We start from the raw sequence: 17,316 nt of genomic DNA, 5'->3' as shown, positions 1-17,316 counted from the left end.
GACTCAGAATCTGCCGTCAACCCCTATTTTCATAAATCTGTCACATCGGTCAAAAAAGCCCGAAAACAAGAAGGCCGACCTTAAAAGGTCGGCCTTCAATGCAGTGCCCTTCTACTTACAAGCTAGGGAATGCGAATTGCGAAGCTTCATGGCTCGCACGTTGTGGCCAGCGCTGGGTGATCGCCTTGCGACGGGTGTAGAAGCGCACGCCATCCGGACCATAGGCATGCAGGTCACCGAACAGCGAACGCTTCCAGCCGCCGAAGCTGTGGTAAGCCACCGGCACCGGCAGCGGTACGTTGACACCGACCATGCCGACTTCGATCTCGTCGCAGAACAGACGCGCCGCTTCACCGTCACGAGTGAAGATGCAGGTGCCGTTGCCGTATTCGTGATCGTTGATCAGCTGCATCGCCTCTTCCAGACTGTTCACCCGAACGATGCACAGTACCGGCCCGAAGATTTCTTCTTTATAGATGCGCATCTCAGGGGTGACGTTGTCGAACAGGCAGCCACCCAGGAAGAAGCCTTCTTCATGACCGGCAACGCTCAGACCACGACCGTCGACCACCAGGGTCGCGCCCGCCGCCACGCCGTCTTCGACATAGCCGCTGACTTTGTCGCGAGCCTGACCGGTGACCAGCGGCCCCATGTCCAGGCCGCAAGAAGTGCCGGCACCGATTTTCAGCGCCTTGATCTGAGGAACCAGTTTGGCCACCAGTGCGTCCGCTACCTGGTCACCCACACACACGGCCACCGAAATCGCCATGCAGCGCTCGCCGCAAGAACCGTAAGCCGCGCCCATCAGCGCGCTCACCGCGTTATCCAGATCAGCATCCGGCATCAGCACCGCGTGGTTCTTCGCGCCGCCCAGTGCCTGTACGCGTTTGCCGCGCTTGGTGCCTTCGGCATAGATGTACTCGGCAATCGGCGTCGAACCCACAAAGCTCAGCGCTTTGACTTCCGGCGCTTCGATCAGCGCGTCCACCGCAGTCTTGTCGCCGTGCACCACGCTCAGCACGCCTTTCGGCAGGCCGGCTTCCAGCAGCAGTTGCGCGATCAGCAGGGTCGAGCTTGGATCACGCTCGGACGGCTTGAGGATGAAGCAGTTGCCGCAGACGATCGCCAGCGGATACATCCACAGTGGCACCATGGCCGGGAAGTTGAACGGGGTGATGCCGGCCACCACGCCCAGCGGCTGGAAGTCAGACCAGGCATCGATGTTCGGACCGACGTTGCGGCTGTACTCACCCTTGAGGATTTCCGGCGCTGCGCAGGCGAACTCGACGTTCTCGATGCCACGCTTCAGTTCACCGGCAGCGTCTTCCAGAGTCTTGCCGTGCTCTTCGCTGATCAATTGCGAGATGCGTGCTTCGTTCTGCTCCAGCAGTTGCTTGAAGCGGAACATGACCTGGGCACGTTTGGCCGGTGGCGTATTGCGCCAGGCCGGGAACGCAGCCTTGGCGGCATCGATGGCTTTCTGGATGGTTTCCTGGCTGGCCAGCGGCAGCTTGTGGATCGCCTGACCGGTGGACGGGTTGAAAACGTCAACCGCGCGACCGTTCTCGGTCACCAGTTCGCCATTGATCAAATGCGGGATAACGCTCATCGAAAACTCCTGAATTCTTGTGCGCAGACGCCCACAAGGGACGCCTGCTATTTGCGTAGCTATATAGAAGGAAAAATCAGTCGAGCTTGTTCAGCACTTCGCCGACCGCGTCGAACAGACGATCGAGGTCTTGCGGCTTGCTGTTGAAGGTTGGGCCGAACTGCAGGGTGTCGCCGCCGAAGCGCACGTAGAACCCGGCTTTCCACAACGCCATGCCGGCTTCGAATGGACGCACGATAGCGTCGCCGTCACGGCCCGCGATCTGGATCGCACCGGCCAGGCCGTAGTTACGAATGTCGATTACGTTCTTCGCACCTTTCAGGCCGTGCAGGGCATTTTCGAAGTGCGGTGCAACTTCGGCCACGCTCTGTACCAGATTTTCCTTTTGCAGCAGGTCGAGTGCTGCCAGGCCTGCGGCGCAAGCCACCGGGTGCGCCGAATAGGTGTAGCCATGCGGGAATTCCACGGCGTATTCCGGGGTCGGCTGGTTCATGAAGGTCTGGTAGATCTCGGAGCTGGCAATCACCGCGCCCATAGGAATCGCGCCGTTGGTGACTTGCTTGGCGATGCACATCAGATCCGGGGTCACGCCAAAAGTGGTGGCGCCGAACATGGTGCCGGTACGGCCGAAACCGGTGATCACTTCGTCGAACACCAGCAGAATGTTGTGTTGATCGCAGATCTCGCGCAGACGCTTCAGATAACCCTGTGGTGGAACCAACACGCCAGCGGAACCGGCCAGAGGCTCAACGAACACTGCAGCGATGTTCGAAGCATCGTGCAGTTCGATCAGCTTCAGCAGTTCATCGGCCAGCGCGATACCGCCCTGCTCCGGCATGCCACGGGAGAAGGCATTGCTCGCCAGCAGAGTGTGCGGCAGGTGATCGACATCCATCATCGCCTGACCGAACAGCTTGCGGTTGCCGTTGACGCCACCGAGGCTGGTGCCGGCGATGTTCACGCCGTGGTAGCCACGGGCACGGCCGATCATTTTGGTTTTGGTCGACTGGCCTTTCAGGCGCCAGTAGGCACGGACCATTTTCACTGCTGTATCGGCACACTCAGAGCCAGAGTCAGTGAAGAACACGTGGTTCAGGTTGCCCGGGGTCAGGTCAGTGATTTTCTCGGCCAGTTGGAACGACAGCGGGTGGCCGTACTGGAAGCCCGGCGAGTAATCGAGAGTGCCCAACTGCTTGGCCACCGCTTCCTGGATTTCCTTGCGGGTATGCCCGGCGCCGCAGGTCCACAGACCGGACAGCGAGTCGTACACCTTGCGGCCCTTGTCGTCGATCAGCCAGCTGCCTTCGGCACCAACGATCAGGCGCGGGTCGCGCTGGAAGTTGCGGTTGGCGGTGTACGGCATCCAGTGCGCGTCCAGCTTCAGTTGGCTGGCCAGTGGCGACGGCGCGTTTTCAGGCATGTTCATCGGGCAAAACCTCGCAGGGCAATAAGCTTCAGGGAGATAAAAGTCGTTGTTGCAGCTAAGTTGCCACGCCGATAAAGTCGGTGAAATCCAACTTTTCTAACCTTCAGTTAGAACCTTGCTAAACAATGAGAATAACAAGATGAGCAGCCGCCGCCCCGATCCGCTGGCCCAGGTCAGTGATTTTGATATTCGCCTGCTGCGGATTTTTCGCAGCGTGGTGGAGTGCGGCGGCTTCTCGGCGGCGGAAACCGTGCTCGGCATCGGGCGCTCGGCAATCAGTCAGCAGATGAGCGATCTGGAACAACGCCTCGGCCTGCGCCTGTGCCAGCGCGGCCGCGCCGGTTTCTCCCTGACCGAAGAGGGCCGCGAGGTCTATCAATCGGCGCTGCAGCTATTGAGTGCACTGGAAAGTTTCCGCACCGAGGTCAACGGCCTGCACCAGCACTTGCGCGGCGAATTGATCATCGGCCTGACCGACAACCTCGTCACCCTGCCCCACATGCGCATCACCCACGCGCTCGCGCAGTTGAAAGAGCGCGGGCCGGACGTGCAGATCCAGATCCGCATGATCGCCCCCAACGAAGTCGAACAAGGCGTGCTCGACGGACGCCTGCATGTCGGCGTGGTGCCGCAGGCCAGTGCGCTGTCCGGGCTGGAGTATCAGCCGTTGTACAGCGAACGTTCGCTGCTCTATTGCGCGGTGGGCCATCCGCTGTTTTATGTGGATGACAAACAACTGGACGACGAACGCCTGAACAGTCAGGACGCCATCGCACCAACCTTTCGTTTGCCGGCGGAAATTCAGGCCCACTATCAAGCGCTCAATTGCACCGCCAGCGCCTCCGACCGCGAGGGTATGGCATTCCTGATTCTGACCGGTCGCTACATCGGTTATCTGCCGGATCACTACGCCAGTCTCTGGGTGCAACAGGGACGGCTGCGTGCGCTCAAGGCCAGTACCCGCTTCTATGATTTGAGCCTGGCTTCGGTGACCCGCAAGGGCCGCCGTCCGCATCTGGTGCTGGAAAGTTTTCTCGAAAGCCTCGCCGCCACCCGCTGATGACCGGCGTTTTATTGCCCGGGGCTTGTCGCAGGCCGATGGTTGCGCTATCAACGCAACTGGTTGCACCCCACAGACAAACCCGGAAGTGCCTATGACCTTTGAAGTCCCCGCTCACGGCGGCAAACCTGCCAGCCGCATTCGTCAGAAGAACGAAGAGACCATCATCAAAGCCGCCGAAGACGAGTTCGCCCGTCACGGGTTCAAAGGCACCAGCATGAACACCATCGCCACCAAGGCCGGGTTGCCCAAGGCGAATCTGCATTACTACTTCACCAACAAGCTCGGGTTGTACGTGGCGGTGCTGAGCAACATCCTCGAGTTGTGGGACAGCACCTTCAACACCCTGACGGCCGAGGACGATCCGGCCGAAGCACTGACCCGCTACATCCGCGCCAAAATGGAGTTTTCCCGCCGTCAGCCACAAGCGTCGCGAATCTTCGCGATGGAAGTGATCAGCGGCGGCGAATGCCTCACCGAATATTTCAACCAGGACTACCGCGCCTGGTTCCAGGGCCGGGCCGCCGTATTCCAGGCGTGGATCGATGCCGGCAAGATGGACCCGGTGGATCCGGTACACCTGATCTTCCTGCTGTGGGGCAGCACCCAGCATTACGCCGACTTCGCCACACAGATATGCCGGGTCAGCGGTCGCAGCAAGTTGACCAAACAGGACATGGAAGACGCCGGCAACAACCTGATCCGCATCATTCTCAAAGGCTGCGGCCTCACTTCTTCTATATAAGTCGTTTTATGCCATTCACCCTCAGCGGCTTCTGCGAGTTCCGCGAAGAGATTCGCAAAAGCCGTTTCATCACCTTCGCCGCGCCGATCGGCAGCCCTGCCGAAGCGCAAGCCTTCATCGAGCAGCACAGCGACTTGAACGCGTCGCACAACTGCTGGGCGTGGAAACTCGGTGACCAATACCGCAGCAACGACGACGGCGAACCCGGTGGCACTGCGGGGCGACCGATTCTTGCAGCCATCGAGGCGCAGGATTGTGATCAGGTCGCGGTGCTGGTGATCCGCTGGTACGGCGGCATTCAACTGGGCACCGGCGGCCTGGCCCGGGCCTATGGCGGCGGCGCCAACAAATGCCTGCAAGCCGCGGCGAAAATCGAATTGATCAGCCGTGTGCCCCTGCGCTGTGCCTGCGCATTTGCCGAACTGGCACTGGTGAAGTTGCGAGTGGCGGATCTCGGCGGTCTGGTGGTGGAAGAAACCTTCACCGCCAACGGCGTCGAATTACAGCTGGCGGTGGGTGAGGCGCAGATTCCATTGCTGCAAAACCAGCTGGCCGACCTCAGCCGCGGACGCATCCTGCTCCAGCGCTGAACACCTGCAATATTTCGGGGCACGAGCAAATTCCCATATTCCAGAGAGTTGCCCACATCACCTGTGCACCCGACTGTGGATAACCTGAGCACACACCGCTGTAACCCTTCTGTCACGTGGCTTCGCGCGATTTGTACACTTTTCGCCCAAAGCACATGAAAAAAGTTTAATTCCAAGCAAAAACAATCAGTTAGATCTGTTTATCGCCATTAGGAGATAGCACCGCTGCGCTTATGCCAAGGTTGTCCGATTGCACACAAATACTGTGGAGCAACCTGTGGATAACCCGTTCATGACTCCCGTTGCCGCAGGTGCAGCTTGGCTCCGCCGCGATTGCTCGTTTTTTAACCAGAATTTCACGAACAAAACTGGAGCCTGATCAAAGGCTTTGCGCTGAATTGGTGCCGCGAATCGGAGCAGTTCTGCCTTCATGGCTCTACCTGAAGGGGCGCCGGGCAAACGCTTGAAGGGTTCCTGACTCAATGGCCAGGAAATTGCTTTATCCACAGGCACAACTCCAAGCGACCCGAGCCTGTCATGCCAAATCCCACGTCCACCCCGCGCCTGCAACTGCGCCGGATCAGCAAACGTTATCCCGGTTGCCTCGCCAATGACGCCATCGACCTGAGCATCGCCCCCGGTGAAATCCACGCGCTGCTTGGTGAAAACGGCGCGGGCAAAAGCACGCTGATGAAGATCATCTACGGCGTCACCCAGGCCGACGCGGGCGAAATGCTCTGGCAAGGGCAACCGGTGAACATGCGCAACCCGGCCCAGGCCCGGCAGTTGGGCATTGGCATGGTGTTCCAGCATTTCTCGCTGTTCGAAACCCTGACTGTGGCGCAGAACATTGCGCTGGCGATGGGGCCGGCCGCCGGAACGCCGAAACAGCTTGAACCGAAAATCCGCGAAGTGTCCCGTCGTTATGGCATGGCGCTGGAACCGGAGCGACTTGTCCACAGCCTGTCGATCGGCGAGCGCCAACGGGTGGAGATCGTGCGGTGCCTGATGCAGGACATCCGCCTGCTGATTCTCGACGAACCGACCTCGGTGCTCACCCCGCAGGAAGCCGACGATCTGTTCATAACCCTGCGCCGGCTGGCGGCCGAAGGCTGCAGCATTCTGTTCATCAGCCACAAACTCGGCGAGGTGCGCGCCTTGTGCCACAGCGCTACGGTATTGCGCGGTGGTCGGGTGGCCGGGCATTGCGTACCGGCGCAATGCTCCGACCAGCAACTGGCGCAACTGATGGTCGGCGAGTCGGCGGCGCTGATCGGTGAGTACCCGAAAGCCAGTGGCGGCGGGACATTCCTGCAGGTCAGCGGATTGAACTGGCACAACCCCGATCCGTTCGGCTGTTCGTTGACCGACATCCACTTGCAGGTGCGCAGCGGCGAAATCGTTGGCATCGCCGGAGTCGCCGGCAACGGTCAGGATGAGTTGCTGGCCCTGCTCGGCGGCGAACAGACTCTGCCCCGCAATGCCGCCGCCACCATTCGCTTTGGCAAACATGCGGTGGCCGATCTGCGCCCGGATACACGGCGCAGACTCGGTCTCGCATTCGTCCCTGCCGAGCGTCTCGGTCACGGCGCGGTGCCGGAGTTGAGCCTGGCGGACAACGCCCTGCTCACAGCCTTTCAGCAAGGGCTGGTCAGCCTCGGTTTGATCGAGCGCAACAAAGTCGAATCCCTCGCCCAGGCGATCATCCAGCGCTTCGGGGTGAAAACCCCGGACACCCAAACCAGCGCTCGCAGTTTGTCCGGCGGCAACCTGCAGAAATTCATCCTCGGCCGGGAAATCCTCCAGCAGCCGAAACTGCTGATCGCCGCGCACCCGACCTGGGGCGTGGATGTCGGCGCGGCGGCGGTGATCCATCGCGCCCTGATTGCCCTGCGCGATGCCGGCGCGGCGATTCTGGTGATTTCCGAAGACCTCGACGAACTGTTCCAGATCAGCGACCGCCTCGGCGCGCTCTGCGGCGGGCGGATGACGGCGCTGCAAGACACGGCGCAAACCCGAATCAGCGATGTCGGTGGCTGGATGGCCGGCCAGTTCCACAGCCCTCAACCTCAACCCGCTGCGGTTTAACGGAGTTTTTCATGCTGCTTTCCCTCGAACACCGTGGCCGCCAATCGCGCCTGATGCTGTGGTGCTCGCCGTTGTTGGCGGCGGTGCTGACCCTCGGCTGCGGCTCGCTGCTGTTCATCGCCCTCGGTCACGATCCGCTGCAAACCTTGCACACCTTATTGATCGCGCCGGTCAGCGACTTGTATGGCGTGTCCGAATTATTGGTCAAGACGTTGCCGATCCTGCTCTGCGCCCTGGGCCTGGCGGTGGCCTATCAAGCGCGGATCTGGAACATCGGCGCCGAAGGTCAATTGTTGCTTGGTGCATTGGCCGGCAGTGCGCTGGCGGTGAACATCATCGACATGCAAAGCCGCTGGGCACTGGTGCTGATCCTGCTGACCGGCACCCTCGCCGGCGCCGCATGGGCCGGGCTGACCGCCTGGCTGCGTACGCGCTTCAACGCCAATGAAATCCTCACCAGCATCATGCTCAATTACATCGCGCTGAACCTGTTGCTGTTCTGCGTCCACGGGCCGTTGAAGGACCCGGCCGGGTACAACTTTCCCGAGTCGGCAATGTTCGGCGACGCCAGCCGCCTGCCGTTGTTGATGGAGGATGGCCGGGTTCACGCCGGGGTGTATTTCGCTCTGCTGGCGCTGGTGGCGGTGTGGGTGTTGTTGCAGAAAAGCTTTGTCGGTTTCCAGATCAAAGTGCTCGGGCTGGATAAACGCGCGGCGGGGTTTGCCGGGTTTCGCGAGAAGCGTCTGATCTGGCTCGCGCTGCTGACCAGCGGAGGATTGGCGGGACTTGCCGGTGTTTGCGAAGTCACCGGGCCGATCGGGCAACTGGTGCCGCAGGTCTCGCCGGGTTACGGCTATGCGGCGATCACCGTGGCGTTTCTCGGGCGGCTCAATCCCGTCGGGATTCTGTTTTCCAGCCTGTTGATGGCACTGCTGTACATCGGTGGCGAAAGCGCACAGATGACGCTGAACCTGCCCCAGGCGATCACCCAGTTGTTCCAGGGAATGATGCTGTTTTTCCTGCTGGCCTGTGACGTGCTGATCCTCTACCGGCCACGCCTGAACCTGCGCTGGGTGCGGCGCACTTCAACCACCGCCGTAACCGCCGGAGCGCTGTGATGGATATCGATCTGCTGAGCAATGTTTTCTACGCCATGGTGCGTTGCGGCACACCGCTGTTGCTGGTGGCGCTGGGTGAATTGATTTGCGAGAAGAGCGGCGTGCTCAACCTCGGGCAGGAAGGGATGATGCTGTTTGGTGCGGTGATCGGTTTCATCGTCGCGTTCAACAGCGGCAACCTGTGGCTTGGCGTGGTGCTGGCGATGCTTGCGGGGATGTTGCTGTCATCGCTATTTGCGCTGGTGGCGCTGGTGTTCAACGCCAATCAGGTGGCGACCGGGCTGGCGCTGACGATTTTTGGCGTAGGCCTGTCGACCTTTGTCGGCGCGGCGTGGGTCGGCAAACCGCTGGCCGGTTTCGAGCCGCTGGCGATTCCCTACCTGAGTGAAATTCCGCTGATCGGCCGCATGTTGTTTGCCCAGGATCTGCTGGTGTACCTGTCGTTCGCGCTGTTTGCGCTGGTGGCCTGGGTGATCGTGAAAAGCCGTGTCGGGCTGATCATTCAAGCGGTCGGCGAAAATCCCGATGCAGCCAGTGCCATGGGCCTGCCCGTGCTGACCGTGCGTACGCTGGCCGTATTGTTCGGCGGCGCGATGGCCGGACTGGCCGGGGCTTATCTTTCGCTGGCGTACACGCCGATGTGGGCCGAGAACATGACCGCCGGACGCGGCTGGATTGCCCTCGCGCTGGTGGTGTTCGCCAGTTGGCGGGTGTGGCGACTGTTGCTCGGCGCGTATCTGTTCGGCCTCGCCAGCATCCTGCACCTGGTTGCGCAGGGGTTGGGGCTGGCGATTCCATCGAGCCTGCTGGCGATGCTACCGTACGTCGCGACCATTTTGGTACTGGTGCTGTTGTCGCGAGATGCGGTGCGTACGCGGTTGTATGCGCCGGTGTCACTGGGCCAGCCGTGGCAGGCCGGACACTGAGGGGCTTTTAACAGGCAACACTTGTGCAATGCCCCACGCCAGTTCGAAGACCAGGAAACCCACCAGCAACGAACTGGCGCCGTGGGCCAGGGCATACGCCTGCCATGCGGTGAACAGAAACCGCGCCACCGCGTCATAGCGTCCATAAACCTGCTGCGGATCGCGAATCCGCAGCACCGCCCACACACAAACCACCGAGCCCAAGAGGTTCGCCATCAACAGATGCACTGGCTCGAACGGCGGCAATTCGCCGGACAGGTTCAGCGCCTGACTCAGCGCTGTCAAAACCCCATGCAACGCGGCAAAACTCCACGGCGTGGCAAACGCCACCGTCACGATCAAGTCATACCAGGCACTGCCACGCACCACGTTGCGATACTGCGTTGAAGTCCACATCGTCCTTGCTCCGAAAATTCAGGGAGCAACCACGGTAAAGCCTGGAGTATGCTCCAGGGTCAAACACTTTCGAGATGTCCTTGATGCGCATCGGTGAGCTGGCCCAAAGCTGCGATGTCAGCCGTGACACGCTGCGTTTCTACGAAGAGCGCGGACTGATCGCGGCCCAGCGCAGTGCCAACGGTTATCGCGACTATCCGCCGGAGATGGTGCAACTGGTGCTGTACATCAAGACGGCGCAGCGTCTGGGCTTTACTCTCGGCGAGATCGGCAGCAGCGTTGGCGCGCTGTGGCAATCGCCGGATCCGGACAGCGCCGTCACGCAATTGCTGCAAGACAAGCTCAAGCTGATCGAAACCCGCATGGCCGAACTCGGTGAGCTGCGCCACGAGTTGCAGCAACGGCTCGGTCAACGCTGTCCATTGAACCCGTGATCTTTCAACTTTCAAGGAAGCCCATCATGTCCGCACTGAATCCTGCCAAGCACGCACTGATCATCGGCGCCTCCCGGGGCCTGGGCCTGGGGCTGGTGAAAACCCTGCTGGCCGATGGCTGGCAAGTCACCGCCACGGTTCGCAACCCTGCGAACGCCGAAGCGCTGAAAGCACTGGGCAACGTGCAGATCGAAAAACTCGACATGGACGACCAGCAAGCGGTGATTGCCCTGAGCCAGCAGCTCAAGGGCGAGACCTTCGACCTGCTGTTCGTCAACGCCGGGGTCAAAGGCCCTGACGTGCAGACCCCGGGCGGCGCGACGCTGGCGGAAGTCGGCCAGCTGTTCTTCACCAACGCCGTGGCGCCGATCAATCTGGCCCAGCGCTTCGTCGGGCAGATCCGCGACGGCAGCGGCGTGCTGGCGTTCATGAGCTCGGTGCTGGGCAGTGTGACCATGCCCGACGCGCCGGAACTGGCGCTGTACAAGGCCAGTAAAGCGGCGCTGAATTCGATGACCAACAGCTTCGTCACTCAGTTGGGCGATCAGAAACTCACCGTGCTGTCGCTGCATCCGGGCTGGGTGAAAACCGACATGGGCGGCGAAGGCGCCGACATCGACGTGGACACCAGCACCCGTGGCCTGGTGGATCAGGTGGACGCATTTGCCGGCAAGGGCGGCCATCACTTCGTGAACTACAAGGGTGAAACCATTCCCTGGTAAACACTGGACCCTGTGGGGGCTCGCTCCCACAGGGTTATCCCGGTGTCTGGTCGGGTTGGGCTTGCCCGTCGCAACATTTTGTTCGAAACTCCGCACCTCGTCCTTCGCGGCGACCCTGGATCAGCAGACAGGGCAACACTGAGCTGGCAACCCTGAACCCAACTTTCAGAGGAGCCGGCCACAATGCCTGCGACCCGTATCTGGTTAAAAAATCCCCTCGCCATTTTCACGGCCAACGGCCTCGACGCCCGTGGCGGTCTGGTGCTGCAAGACGGTGTGATCACCGAAGTGCTCGGCGCCGGCCAACAGCCTTCCGCCCCGTGCAATGAAGTGTTCGATGCCCGTGAACACGTGATCCTGCCGGGCCTGATCAACACCCATCACCACTTCTATCAGACCCTGACCCGCGCCTGGGCGCCGGTGGTCAACCAGCCATTGTTCCCGTGGCTGAAAACCCTGTACCCGGTGTGGGCGCGCCTGACGCCTGAAAAACTCGCCCTTGCCACCAAAGTCGCGCTGGCCGAGTTGCTGCTGTCGGGCTGCACCACCGCTGCCGATCACCACTACCTGTTCCCGGACGGCCTGGAAAACGCCATCGACGTGCAAGTCGAAACCGTGCGCGAACTGGGCATGCGCGCCATGCTTACCCGCGGTTCGATGAGCCTCGGCGAGAAGGACGGCGGCCTCCCTCCGCAGCAGACCGTGCAGGAAGGCCAAGTGATTCTCGATGACAGTCAGCGGCTGATTCACGAGTACCACGAACGTGGCGACGGCGCGCAAATCCAGATCGCCCTGGCGCCGTGCTCGCCGTTCTCGGTGACCCCGGAAATCATGTCCGCCAGCGCCGAACTGGCGAACAAACTCGATGTGCGTCTGCACACTCACCTTGCCGAAACACTCGACGAAGAAGATTTCTGCCTGCAACGTTTCGGTCTGCGCACCGTGGATTATCTGGACAGCGTTGGCTGGCTCGGCCCGCGCACGTGGCTGGCCCACGGCATCCACTTCAACCCCGACGAAATCGCCCGCCTCGGCGCCGCCGGCACCGGCATCTGCCATTGCCCGAGCTCGAACATGCGCCTGGCCTCCGGCATCTGCCCGAGCATCGAACTGACCGATGCCGGCGCACTGTTCGGTCTTGGCGTGGATGGTTCGGCGTCCAACGATGCGTCGAACATGATCCTCGAAGCGCGTCAGGCGCTGTACATCCAGCGCCTGCGTTATGGCGCCGAGAAGATCACCCCGGAACGCGTGCTGGGCTGGGCAACCAAGGGTTCGGCGAGCCTGTTGGGCCGCACCGACATCGGCGAGCTGGCGGTGGGCAAGCAGGCGGATCTGGCGCTGTTCAAGCTCGATGAGTTGCGCTTCTCCGGCAGCCATGACCCGATCTCGGCACTGCTGTTGTGCGGTGCGGACCGGGCGGATCGGGTGATGGTCGGCGGTAAGTGGCGCGTGGTTGACGGGCAGGTTGAAGGGCTGGATCTCAAAGGCCTGATTGCCGATCACAGCCAGGCGGCTCGGCAGTTGATCGCCGGTACCTGATCCCCTCCTGATCGTTCCCACGTCGAGGCGTCGAACCGTCCGCGTGGGAACGATCGATCACAACCCCAGCAGCGACAACATGATGAACGTCGCAAACAACACAAAGTGCGTCATGCCTTCGATGGCATTGGTCTCGCCGTCATTGAGGTTGATCGCGCTGACGATCAGCGTGATGAAGATCATCACCGTCTGCACCGGGGTCATCGCCATCTGAAACGGCTGCCCCGTATAGAGCGCCATCGCCTCCATCACCGGCACGGTCAGGATCACCGTCGACAACGATGCGCCCATCGCAATGTTGACCACCGATTGCATGCGGTTGGCCAACGCTGCACGCAACGCGGTCAGAATCTCCGGCGCCGCCGAGATCGCCGCCACCAGAATCGCCGTTATCACCGGCGGTGCGCCCGTCCCTTCCAGGCCCAGATCGAGGGTCTTGGACATCACCTCGGCCAGTGCGCCGATCACCACCACACCGAACACCAGAATACCGATCGACAGCGGCAGATTGACCTTTTCCGGTTCCTCTTCCGGCGGCTGTTTCTTGCGGCGTTTGTCCGGGTAGCTGTAGCTGAAAAAGTAGCTGTGCGGGCCGACCTGCATCCGCAGGAACAACGCATAAAGCACCACCATCGCGCCGATGGTGAACGCCGAATAGATTTTCCAGTTGGCCTCGGGAATGAACTCCGGCACCACCATCGACACGCCCATGGCGGTGAGGATCATCACGCTGTAACTGCGGGCCGAATCGTCGTTGTAGGACTGCTCGCCATGCTTGATCCCGCCCATCAATGCCGCGAGGCCGAGGATGCCGTTGATGTCGAGCATCACCGCCGAATAGATCGTGTCGCGCACCAGCGTCGGCGAGGCTTCGTTGCTCATCATGATCGCCAGGATCACAACCTCCACCAGCACGGCAGCAAGGGTCAGGATCATCGTGCCGTAAGGGTCGCCGACTTTTTCCGCGAGCAGTTCGGCCTGATGGGCGACACGCATCGAGGCAGCGACGATGAAGGCGATCAGCACCAGCCCGGCCGTCAGCGCGACGACCTGGCCACTGTGCAGCAACCAGTGCTCCAGCGGATACGCAACGACGGCCGCGATCAGGGCCAGCAGCAGAAAGCTTTCTTGCTTGAGGATCGTGAGCATGGCGGGCCTTCGGTTGCCGGGGGCGAATGAGTAACTGACTGCGAAGCGGCGCTGATGGTTCGTTACACCTTAGCGCACCAGTGGATAGCGTCTCTTTACGGACATGCACTTTTTCGGCCCGGCCGGCCTCATCGCGAGCAAGCTCGCTCCCACAGGGATCGCGATGCTTTTGTGGGAGCGAGCCTGCTCGCGAAGGCCTCGCCGCGATTTCGACTCGATTTGTTGTCCGCTTGGTCAGTCTTTTGCATTGCCCTCCCCACACATAACAAAAGGGAGTTCGCGTTCATGCAAAAACGTCCACTGCAAACACTGCTGTGCATCGCCATGGGCCTCGGCCTCAGCCTGGGCGCCAGTGCCGCCGATCCACTGAAAGTCGGTTTCGTCTACATCGGCCCCATCGGCGACCACGGCTGGACGTATCAGCATGAACAGGGGCGCAAGGCGCTGGCGGAAAAACTCGGCACGCAGATCACCACCAACTACGTGGAAAACGTCGCCGAAGGCGCCGATGCCGAGCGGGTGATCCGCAACATGGCCAAGGACAATTACGACCTGATCTTCACCACCTCTTTCGGCTACATGAACCCGACGGTGAAAGTCGCCAAACAGTTCCCCAAGGTGACCTTCGAACACGCCACCGGCTACAAGCAGGACAAGAACCTCGGCACCTATCTGGCGCGCACCTACGAGGGCCGTTATGTCGGCGGCTTCCTCGCGGCGAAGATGACCAAGAGCAAAAAAATCGGTTACGTCGCCTCGTTTCCGATCCCGGAAGTGATCCGCGACATCAACGCCATCCAGTTGGCCCTGAACAAGTACAACCCCGGCACCGAGATCAAGGTTGTGTGGGTCAACTCGTGGTTCGACCCGGGCAAGGAAGCCGATGCCGCCAACGCGCTGATCGATCAGGGCGTGGACGTTGTGTTCCAGCACACCGATAGCCCGGCGCCGATTCAGGCCGCCGAGCGGCGTGGCGTGTACGCCGTGGGCTACGCTTCCGACATGGCGCACTTCGGGCCGAAAGCGGTGCTGACCTCGATCGTCAACGACTGGGCGCCGCACTACATTCAGGCGACCCAAAGCGTGATCGACCACAACTGGAAATCCCAGGACTACTGGGGCGGGTTGAAGGAAGGCACGGTCGAACTGCCGATCAGCGATCTGGTGCCGGCACCGGTGAAGGCCGAAGCCGAGCAGATCATTGCCGACATCAAGAGCGGCGCCCTGCAGCCGTTCACCGGGCCGATCAAGGATCAGGCCGGGGTCGAGAAAATCCCGGCGGGCAAGAGCGCGACCAACGTGGAGCTGGCGTCGATGAACTACTACGTCGAAGGCATGAAGGCCGAGATGCCGAAGTAATCACCTCCAGCCACAAACCTGTGGGAGCGAGCTTGCTCCCACAATAGTTGCTCAGCGTTATTGAGGATTGTGCATGAACAGCCTTCCAATCATCGACATCTCGCCGCTGTACTCCAACGACCACAACGTCTGGCCCGCCGTCGCCGAACAGATCGACCACGCCTGCCGCGAATGGGGCTTCTTCTACATCAAGGGGCATCCGATCCCGGTGCAGCGCATCGAATCCCTGCTCGATCACGCCCGGCACTTCTTCGCGCTGCCAACGGCGGAAAAACTCAAGATCGACATCACCCGGACCCGTCATCATCGGGGCTACGGCGCTATCGCCACCGAACAACTGGACCCGGACAAGCCCAGCGACCTCAAGGAAACCTTCGACATGGGCCTGCACCTTCCGGCCGATCATCCCGAGGTGCTGGCGGAAAAACCCTTGCGTGGCCCCAACCGTCACCCGGCCATTCCTGGCTGGGAAGCGCTGATGGAACAGCACTACCGCGACATGCAGGCCCTCGCGCAAACCCTGTTGCGGGCCATGACCCTGGCGCTGGGCATCGAGCGCGATTTCTTCGACAAGCGCTTCAATGAGCCGGTCAGCGTCCTGCGAATGATTCATTACCCGCCGCGCCACACCGCCAGTTCCGCCGAACAGCAAGGTGCGGGGGCACATACCGATTACGGCTGCATCACGCTGTTGTATCAGGACGCGGCCGGCGGCTTGCAGGTGAAAAACGTCAAGGGCCAGTGGATCGACGCACCGCCAATTGAGGGCACCTTCGTGGTCAACCTCGGCGACATGATGGCGCGCTGGAGCAACGACCGTTATCGCTCGACCCCGCACCGGGTCATCAGCCCGCTGGGCGTGGATCGCTACTCGATGCCGTTCTTCGCCGAGCCGCACCCGGACACCCGCATCGAGTGCCTGCCCGGTTGCCAGGACGACCGACATCCGGCGAAATATCCGACCACCACCTGCGCCGAATTCCTGCTGTCGCGCTTCGCCGATACCTACGCCTACCGACGGGAGCAGGAAGCGGTGTGATGGATCGGTTGGTCAGGTTTTGCCAATTGTTTCGGCGCGCATCTGTAGAATGCCGTCATTGCACCTGATGAGAAAAGAATATGTACGACTGGCTCAACGCCCTGCCCAAGGCCGAACTGCACCTGCACCTCGAAGGCTCGCTGGAGCCCGAGCTGCTGTTCGCCCTGGCCGAACGCAACAAGATCGCCCTGCCGTGGAGCGACGTCGAAACCCTGCGCAAGGCCTACGCCTTCAACAACCTGCAGGAATTCCTCGATCTGTATTACCAGGGTGCCGACGTATTGCGCACCTCCCAGGATTTCTACGACCTGACCTGGGCCTACCTGCTGCGCTGCAAAGAACAGAACGTGATCCACACCGAACCGTTCTTCGATCCGCAGACCCACACCGACCGGGGCATCCCGTTCGAAGTGGTGCTCAACGGCATCGCCGCCGCGCTGAAGGATGGCGAGCAGCAACTGGGCATCACCAGCGGTTTGATCCTGAGTTTCCTGCGCCACCTGAGCGAAGACGAAGCGCAGAAAACCCTCGACCAGGCACTGCCGTTCCGTGATGCGTTTGTCGCCGTGGGTCTGGACAGTTCCGAGATGGGTCACCCGCCGAGCAAGTTCCAGCGTGTGTTCGACCGTGCCCGCCACGAAGGCCTCCTGACCGTCGCCCACGCCGGCGAGGAAGGCCCGCCGGAGTACATCTGGGAAGCCATCGACCTGCTGAAAATCCAGCGCATCGACCATGGTGTGCGCGCCATCGAAGACGAGCGCCTGATGCAGCGAATCATCGACGAGCAGATCCCGCTGACCGTGTGCCCGCTGTCGAACACCAAGCTCTGCGTGTTCGATCACATGTCGCAGCACAACATCCTCGACATGCTCGAGCGCGGCGTGAAGGTCACGGTGAACTCCGATGACCCGGCGTACTTCGGCGGTTATGTCACCGAGAACTTCCATGCGCTGCACGAACATCTGGGCATGACCCAGGATCAGGCCAAGCGCCTGGCGCAGAACAGCCTGGATGCGCGGTTGGTAAAACCATAAGCAACAACGCATAACCAATGTGGGAGCGAGCTTGCTCGCGAATAGGGTCCGTCATTCAACGAAGATGTTGTTTGATACA

16 protein-coding genes are annotated in these 17,316 nt (G+C 61.2%); 12 read left to right on the top strand and 4 right to left on the bottom strand.

Features of this window, described 5'->3' with window-relative positions; all coding sequences use genetic code 11:
* Window positions 1-115 precede the first annotated feature (115 nt).
* Together ACKLNA_RS17200 and ACKLNA_RS17195 are read right to left on the bottom strand one after the other, a co-directional pair.
* Window positions 116-1,609 (bottom strand): CoA-acylating methylmalonate-semialdehyde dehydrogenase, encoded by a 1,494-nt coding sequence (locus ACKLNA_RS17200; protein ID WP_085711290.1) that lies wholly within the window; start codon window positions 1,607-1,609, stop codon window positions 116-118.
* A gap of 76 nt (window positions 1,610-1,685) precedes the next feature.
* Window positions 1,686-3,035, bottom strand: a complete 1,350-nt coding sequence (locus ACKLNA_RS17195; RefSeq protein WP_114881323.1) for an aspartate aminotransferase family protein — start codon at window positions 3,033-3,035, stop codon at window positions 1,686-1,688.
* A gap of 139 nt (window positions 3,036-3,174) precedes the next feature.
* On the opposite strand from ACKLNA_RS17195, the gene ACKLNA_RS17190 reads away from it, so the two are divergent.
* From ACKLNA_RS17190 to ACKLNA_RS17165, 6 genes are all read left to right on the top strand, one after another.
* Window positions 3,175-4,095, top strand: coding sequence for a LysR family transcriptional regulator (locus ACKLNA_RS17190; RefSeq protein ID WP_007958517.1), 921 nt, complete (start codon window positions 3,175-3,177; stop codon window positions 4,093-4,095).
* A 94-nt stretch (window positions 4,096-4,189) separates the two neighbouring features.
* Window positions 4,190-4,840: a TetR/AcrR family transcriptional regulator gene (locus ACKLNA_RS17185; RefSeq protein ID WP_408986548.1), complete on the top strand. Its 651-nt coding sequence runs from the start codon at window positions 4,190-4,192 to the stop codon at window positions 4,838-4,840.
* A gap of 8 nt (window positions 4,841-4,848) precedes the next feature.
* Window positions 4,849-5,430, top strand: a complete 582-nt coding sequence (locus tag ACKLNA_RS17180) for an IMPACT family protein (RefSeq protein WP_408986547.1) — start codon at window positions 4,849-4,851, stop codon at window positions 5,428-5,430.
* A 537-nt stretch (window positions 5,431-5,967) separates the two neighbouring features.
* Window positions 5,968-7,518 carry an ABC transporter ATP-binding protein gene (locus tag ACKLNA_RS17175; RefSeq protein ID WP_408986546.1) on the top strand — a complete coding sequence of 517 codons (1,551 nt, stop codon included), beginning with the start codon at window positions 5,968-5,970 and terminating at the stop codon, window positions 7,516-7,518.
* A gap of 11 nt (window positions 7,519-7,529) precedes the next feature.
* On the top strand, window positions 7,530-8,636 hold the full coding sequence (locus ACKLNA_RS17170; protein ID WP_408986545.1) for an ABC transporter permease: 1,107 nt from the start codon (window positions 7,530-7,532) through the stop codon (window positions 8,634-8,636).
* Window positions 8,636-9,562 carry an ABC transporter permease gene (locus tag ACKLNA_RS17165; protein WP_096819685.1) on the top strand — a complete coding sequence of 309 codons (927 nt, stop codon included), beginning with the start codon at window positions 8,636-8,638 and terminating at the stop codon, window positions 9,560-9,562. The genes ACKLNA_RS17170 and ACKLNA_RS17165 overlap by 1 nt, the downstream gene beginning before the upstream one ends.
* On the opposite strand, the gene ACKLNA_RS17160 is transcribed toward ACKLNA_RS17165, so the two are convergent.
* On the bottom strand, window positions 9,530-9,958 hold the full coding sequence (locus ACKLNA_RS17160; protein ID WP_408986544.1) for a hypothetical protein: 429 nt from the start codon (window positions 9,956-9,958) through the stop codon (window positions 9,530-9,532). The genes ACKLNA_RS17165 and ACKLNA_RS17160 overlap by 33 nt on opposite strands.
* Window positions 9,959-10,041: 83 nt before the next feature.
* On the opposite strand from ACKLNA_RS17160, the gene ACKLNA_RS17155 reads away from it, so the two are divergent.
* From ACKLNA_RS17155 to ACKLNA_RS17145, 3 genes are all read left to right on the top strand, one after another.
* The gene (locus ACKLNA_RS17155) at window positions 10,042-10,392 is read left to right on the top strand and encodes a MerR family transcriptional regulator (RefSeq protein WP_408986543.1); all 351 of its coding nucleotides are present in this window, start codon (window positions 10,042-10,044) and stop codon (window positions 10,390-10,392) included.
* 35 nt (window positions 10,393-10,427) lie between these two features.
* On the top strand, window positions 10,428-11,114 hold the full coding sequence (locus ACKLNA_RS17150) for an SDR family oxidoreductase (RefSeq protein WP_408986551.1): 687 nt from the start codon (window positions 10,428-10,430) through the stop codon (window positions 11,112-11,114).
* 183 nt (window positions 11,115-11,297) lie between these two features.
* A complete protein-coding gene (locus ACKLNA_RS17145) occupies window positions 11,298-12,656 on the top strand; it encodes an 8-oxoguanine deaminase (protein WP_408986542.1) in 1,359 nt (452 codons plus the stop codon).
* A gap of 57 nt (window positions 12,657-12,713) precedes the next feature.
* Here ACKLNA_RS17145 and ACKLNA_RS17140 read toward each other — a convergent pair whose 3' ends face one another.
* Window positions 12,714-13,805, bottom strand: a complete 1,092-nt coding sequence (locus ACKLNA_RS17140) for a calcium:proton antiporter (protein ID WP_408986541.1) — start codon at window positions 13,803-13,805, stop codon at window positions 12,714-12,716.
* Window positions 13,806-14,090: 285 nt separating this feature from the next.
* Here ACKLNA_RS17140 and ACKLNA_RS17135 point away from each other — a divergent pair, with 285 nt between their 5' ends.
* The 3 genes from ACKLNA_RS17135 (at window position 14,091) to ACKLNA_RS17125 (ending at window position 17,237) form a co-directional block, all read left to right on the top strand.
* On the top strand, window positions 14,091-15,164 hold the full coding sequence (locus ACKLNA_RS17135; protein ID WP_408986540.1) for a BMP family ABC transporter substrate-binding protein: 1,074 nt from the start codon (window positions 14,091-14,093) through the stop codon (window positions 15,162-15,164).
* A gap of 73 nt (window positions 15,165-15,237) precedes the next feature.
* A complete protein-coding gene (locus ACKLNA_RS17130) occupies window positions 15,238-16,203 on the top strand; it encodes a 2-oxoglutarate and iron-dependent oxygenase domain-containing protein (protein ID WP_408986539.1) in 966 nt (321 codons plus the stop codon).
* Between the two features lie 80 nt (window positions 16,204-16,283).
* Window positions 16,284-17,237: an adenosine deaminase gene (locus tag ACKLNA_RS17125; protein WP_408986538.1), complete on the top strand. Its 954-nt coding sequence runs from the start codon at window positions 16,284-16,286 to the stop codon at window positions 17,235-17,237.
* The last annotated feature ends 79 nt before the right edge of the window (window positions 17,238-17,316 follow it).

Source organism: Pseudomonas sp. UV AK001, assembly GCF_046097675.1.
GTDB lineage: Bacteria > Pseudomonadota > Gammaproteobacteria > Pseudomonadales > Pseudomonadaceae > Aquipseudomonas > Aquipseudomonas kribbensis.
Note: the sequence above shows the minus strand (reverse complement) of the source record. Positions and strands in the feature narration are given on the sequence as shown.

Bases quoted from the DNA above. Each gene is read 5' to 3' on its own strand.
- ACKLNA_RS17135 (WP_408986540.1), top strand. From the start codon at position 14,091: ATGCAAAAACGTCCACTGCAAACACTGCTGTGCATCGCCATGGGCCTC.
- ACKLNA_RS17190 (WP_007958517.1), top strand. From the start codon at position 3,175: ATGAGCAGCCGCCGCCCCGATCCGCTGGCCCAGGTCAGTGATTTTGAT.
- ACKLNA_RS17130 (WP_408986539.1), top strand. From the start codon at position 15,238: ATGAACAGCCTTCCAATCATCGACATCTCGCCGCTGTACTCCAACGAC.
- ACKLNA_RS17200 (WP_085711290.1), bottom strand. From the start codon at position 1,609: ATGAGCGTTATCCCGCATTTGATCAATGGCGAACTGGTGACCGAGAAC.
- ACKLNA_RS17160 (WP_408986544.1), bottom strand. From the start codon at position 9,958: ATGTGGACTTCAACGCAGTATCGCAACGTGGTGCGTGGCAGTGCCTGG.
- ACKLNA_RS17125 (WP_408986538.1), top strand. From the start codon at position 16,284: ATGTACGACTGGCTCAACGCCCTGCCCAAGGCCGAACTGCACCTGCAC.
- ACKLNA_RS17165 (WP_096819685.1), top strand. From the start codon at position 8,636: ATGGATATCGATCTGCTGAGCAATGTTTTCTACGCCATGGTGCGTTGC.
- ACKLNA_RS17140 (WP_408986541.1), bottom strand. From the start codon at position 13,805: ATGCTCACGATCCTCAAGCAAGAAAGCTTTCTGCTGCTGGCCCTGATC.
- ACKLNA_RS17185 (WP_408986548.1), top strand. From the start codon at position 4,190: ATGACCTTTGAAGTCCCCGCTCACGGCGGCAAACCTGCCAGCCGCATT.
- ACKLNA_RS17180 (WP_408986547.1), top strand. From the start codon at position 4,849: ATGCCATTCACCCTCAGCGGCTTCTGCGAGTTCCGCGAAGAGATTCGC.
- ACKLNA_RS17195 (WP_114881323.1), bottom strand. From the start codon at position 3,035: ATGAACATGCCTGAAAACGCGCCGTCGCCACTGGCCAGCCAACTGAAG.
- ACKLNA_RS17170 (WP_408986545.1), top strand. From the start codon at position 7,530: ATGCTGCTTTCCCTCGAACACCGTGGCCGCCAATCGCGCCTGATGCTG.
- ACKLNA_RS17175 (WP_408986546.1), top strand. From the start codon at position 5,968: ATGCCAAATCCCACGTCCACCCCGCGCCTGCAACTGCGCCGGATCAGC.
- ACKLNA_RS17155 (WP_408986543.1), top strand. From the start codon at position 10,042: ATGCGCATCGGTGAGCTGGCCCAAAGCTGCGATGTCAGCCGTGACACG.
- ACKLNA_RS17145 (WP_408986542.1), top strand. From the start codon at position 11,298: ATGCCTGCGACCCGTATCTGGTTAAAAAATCCCCTCGCCATTTTCACG.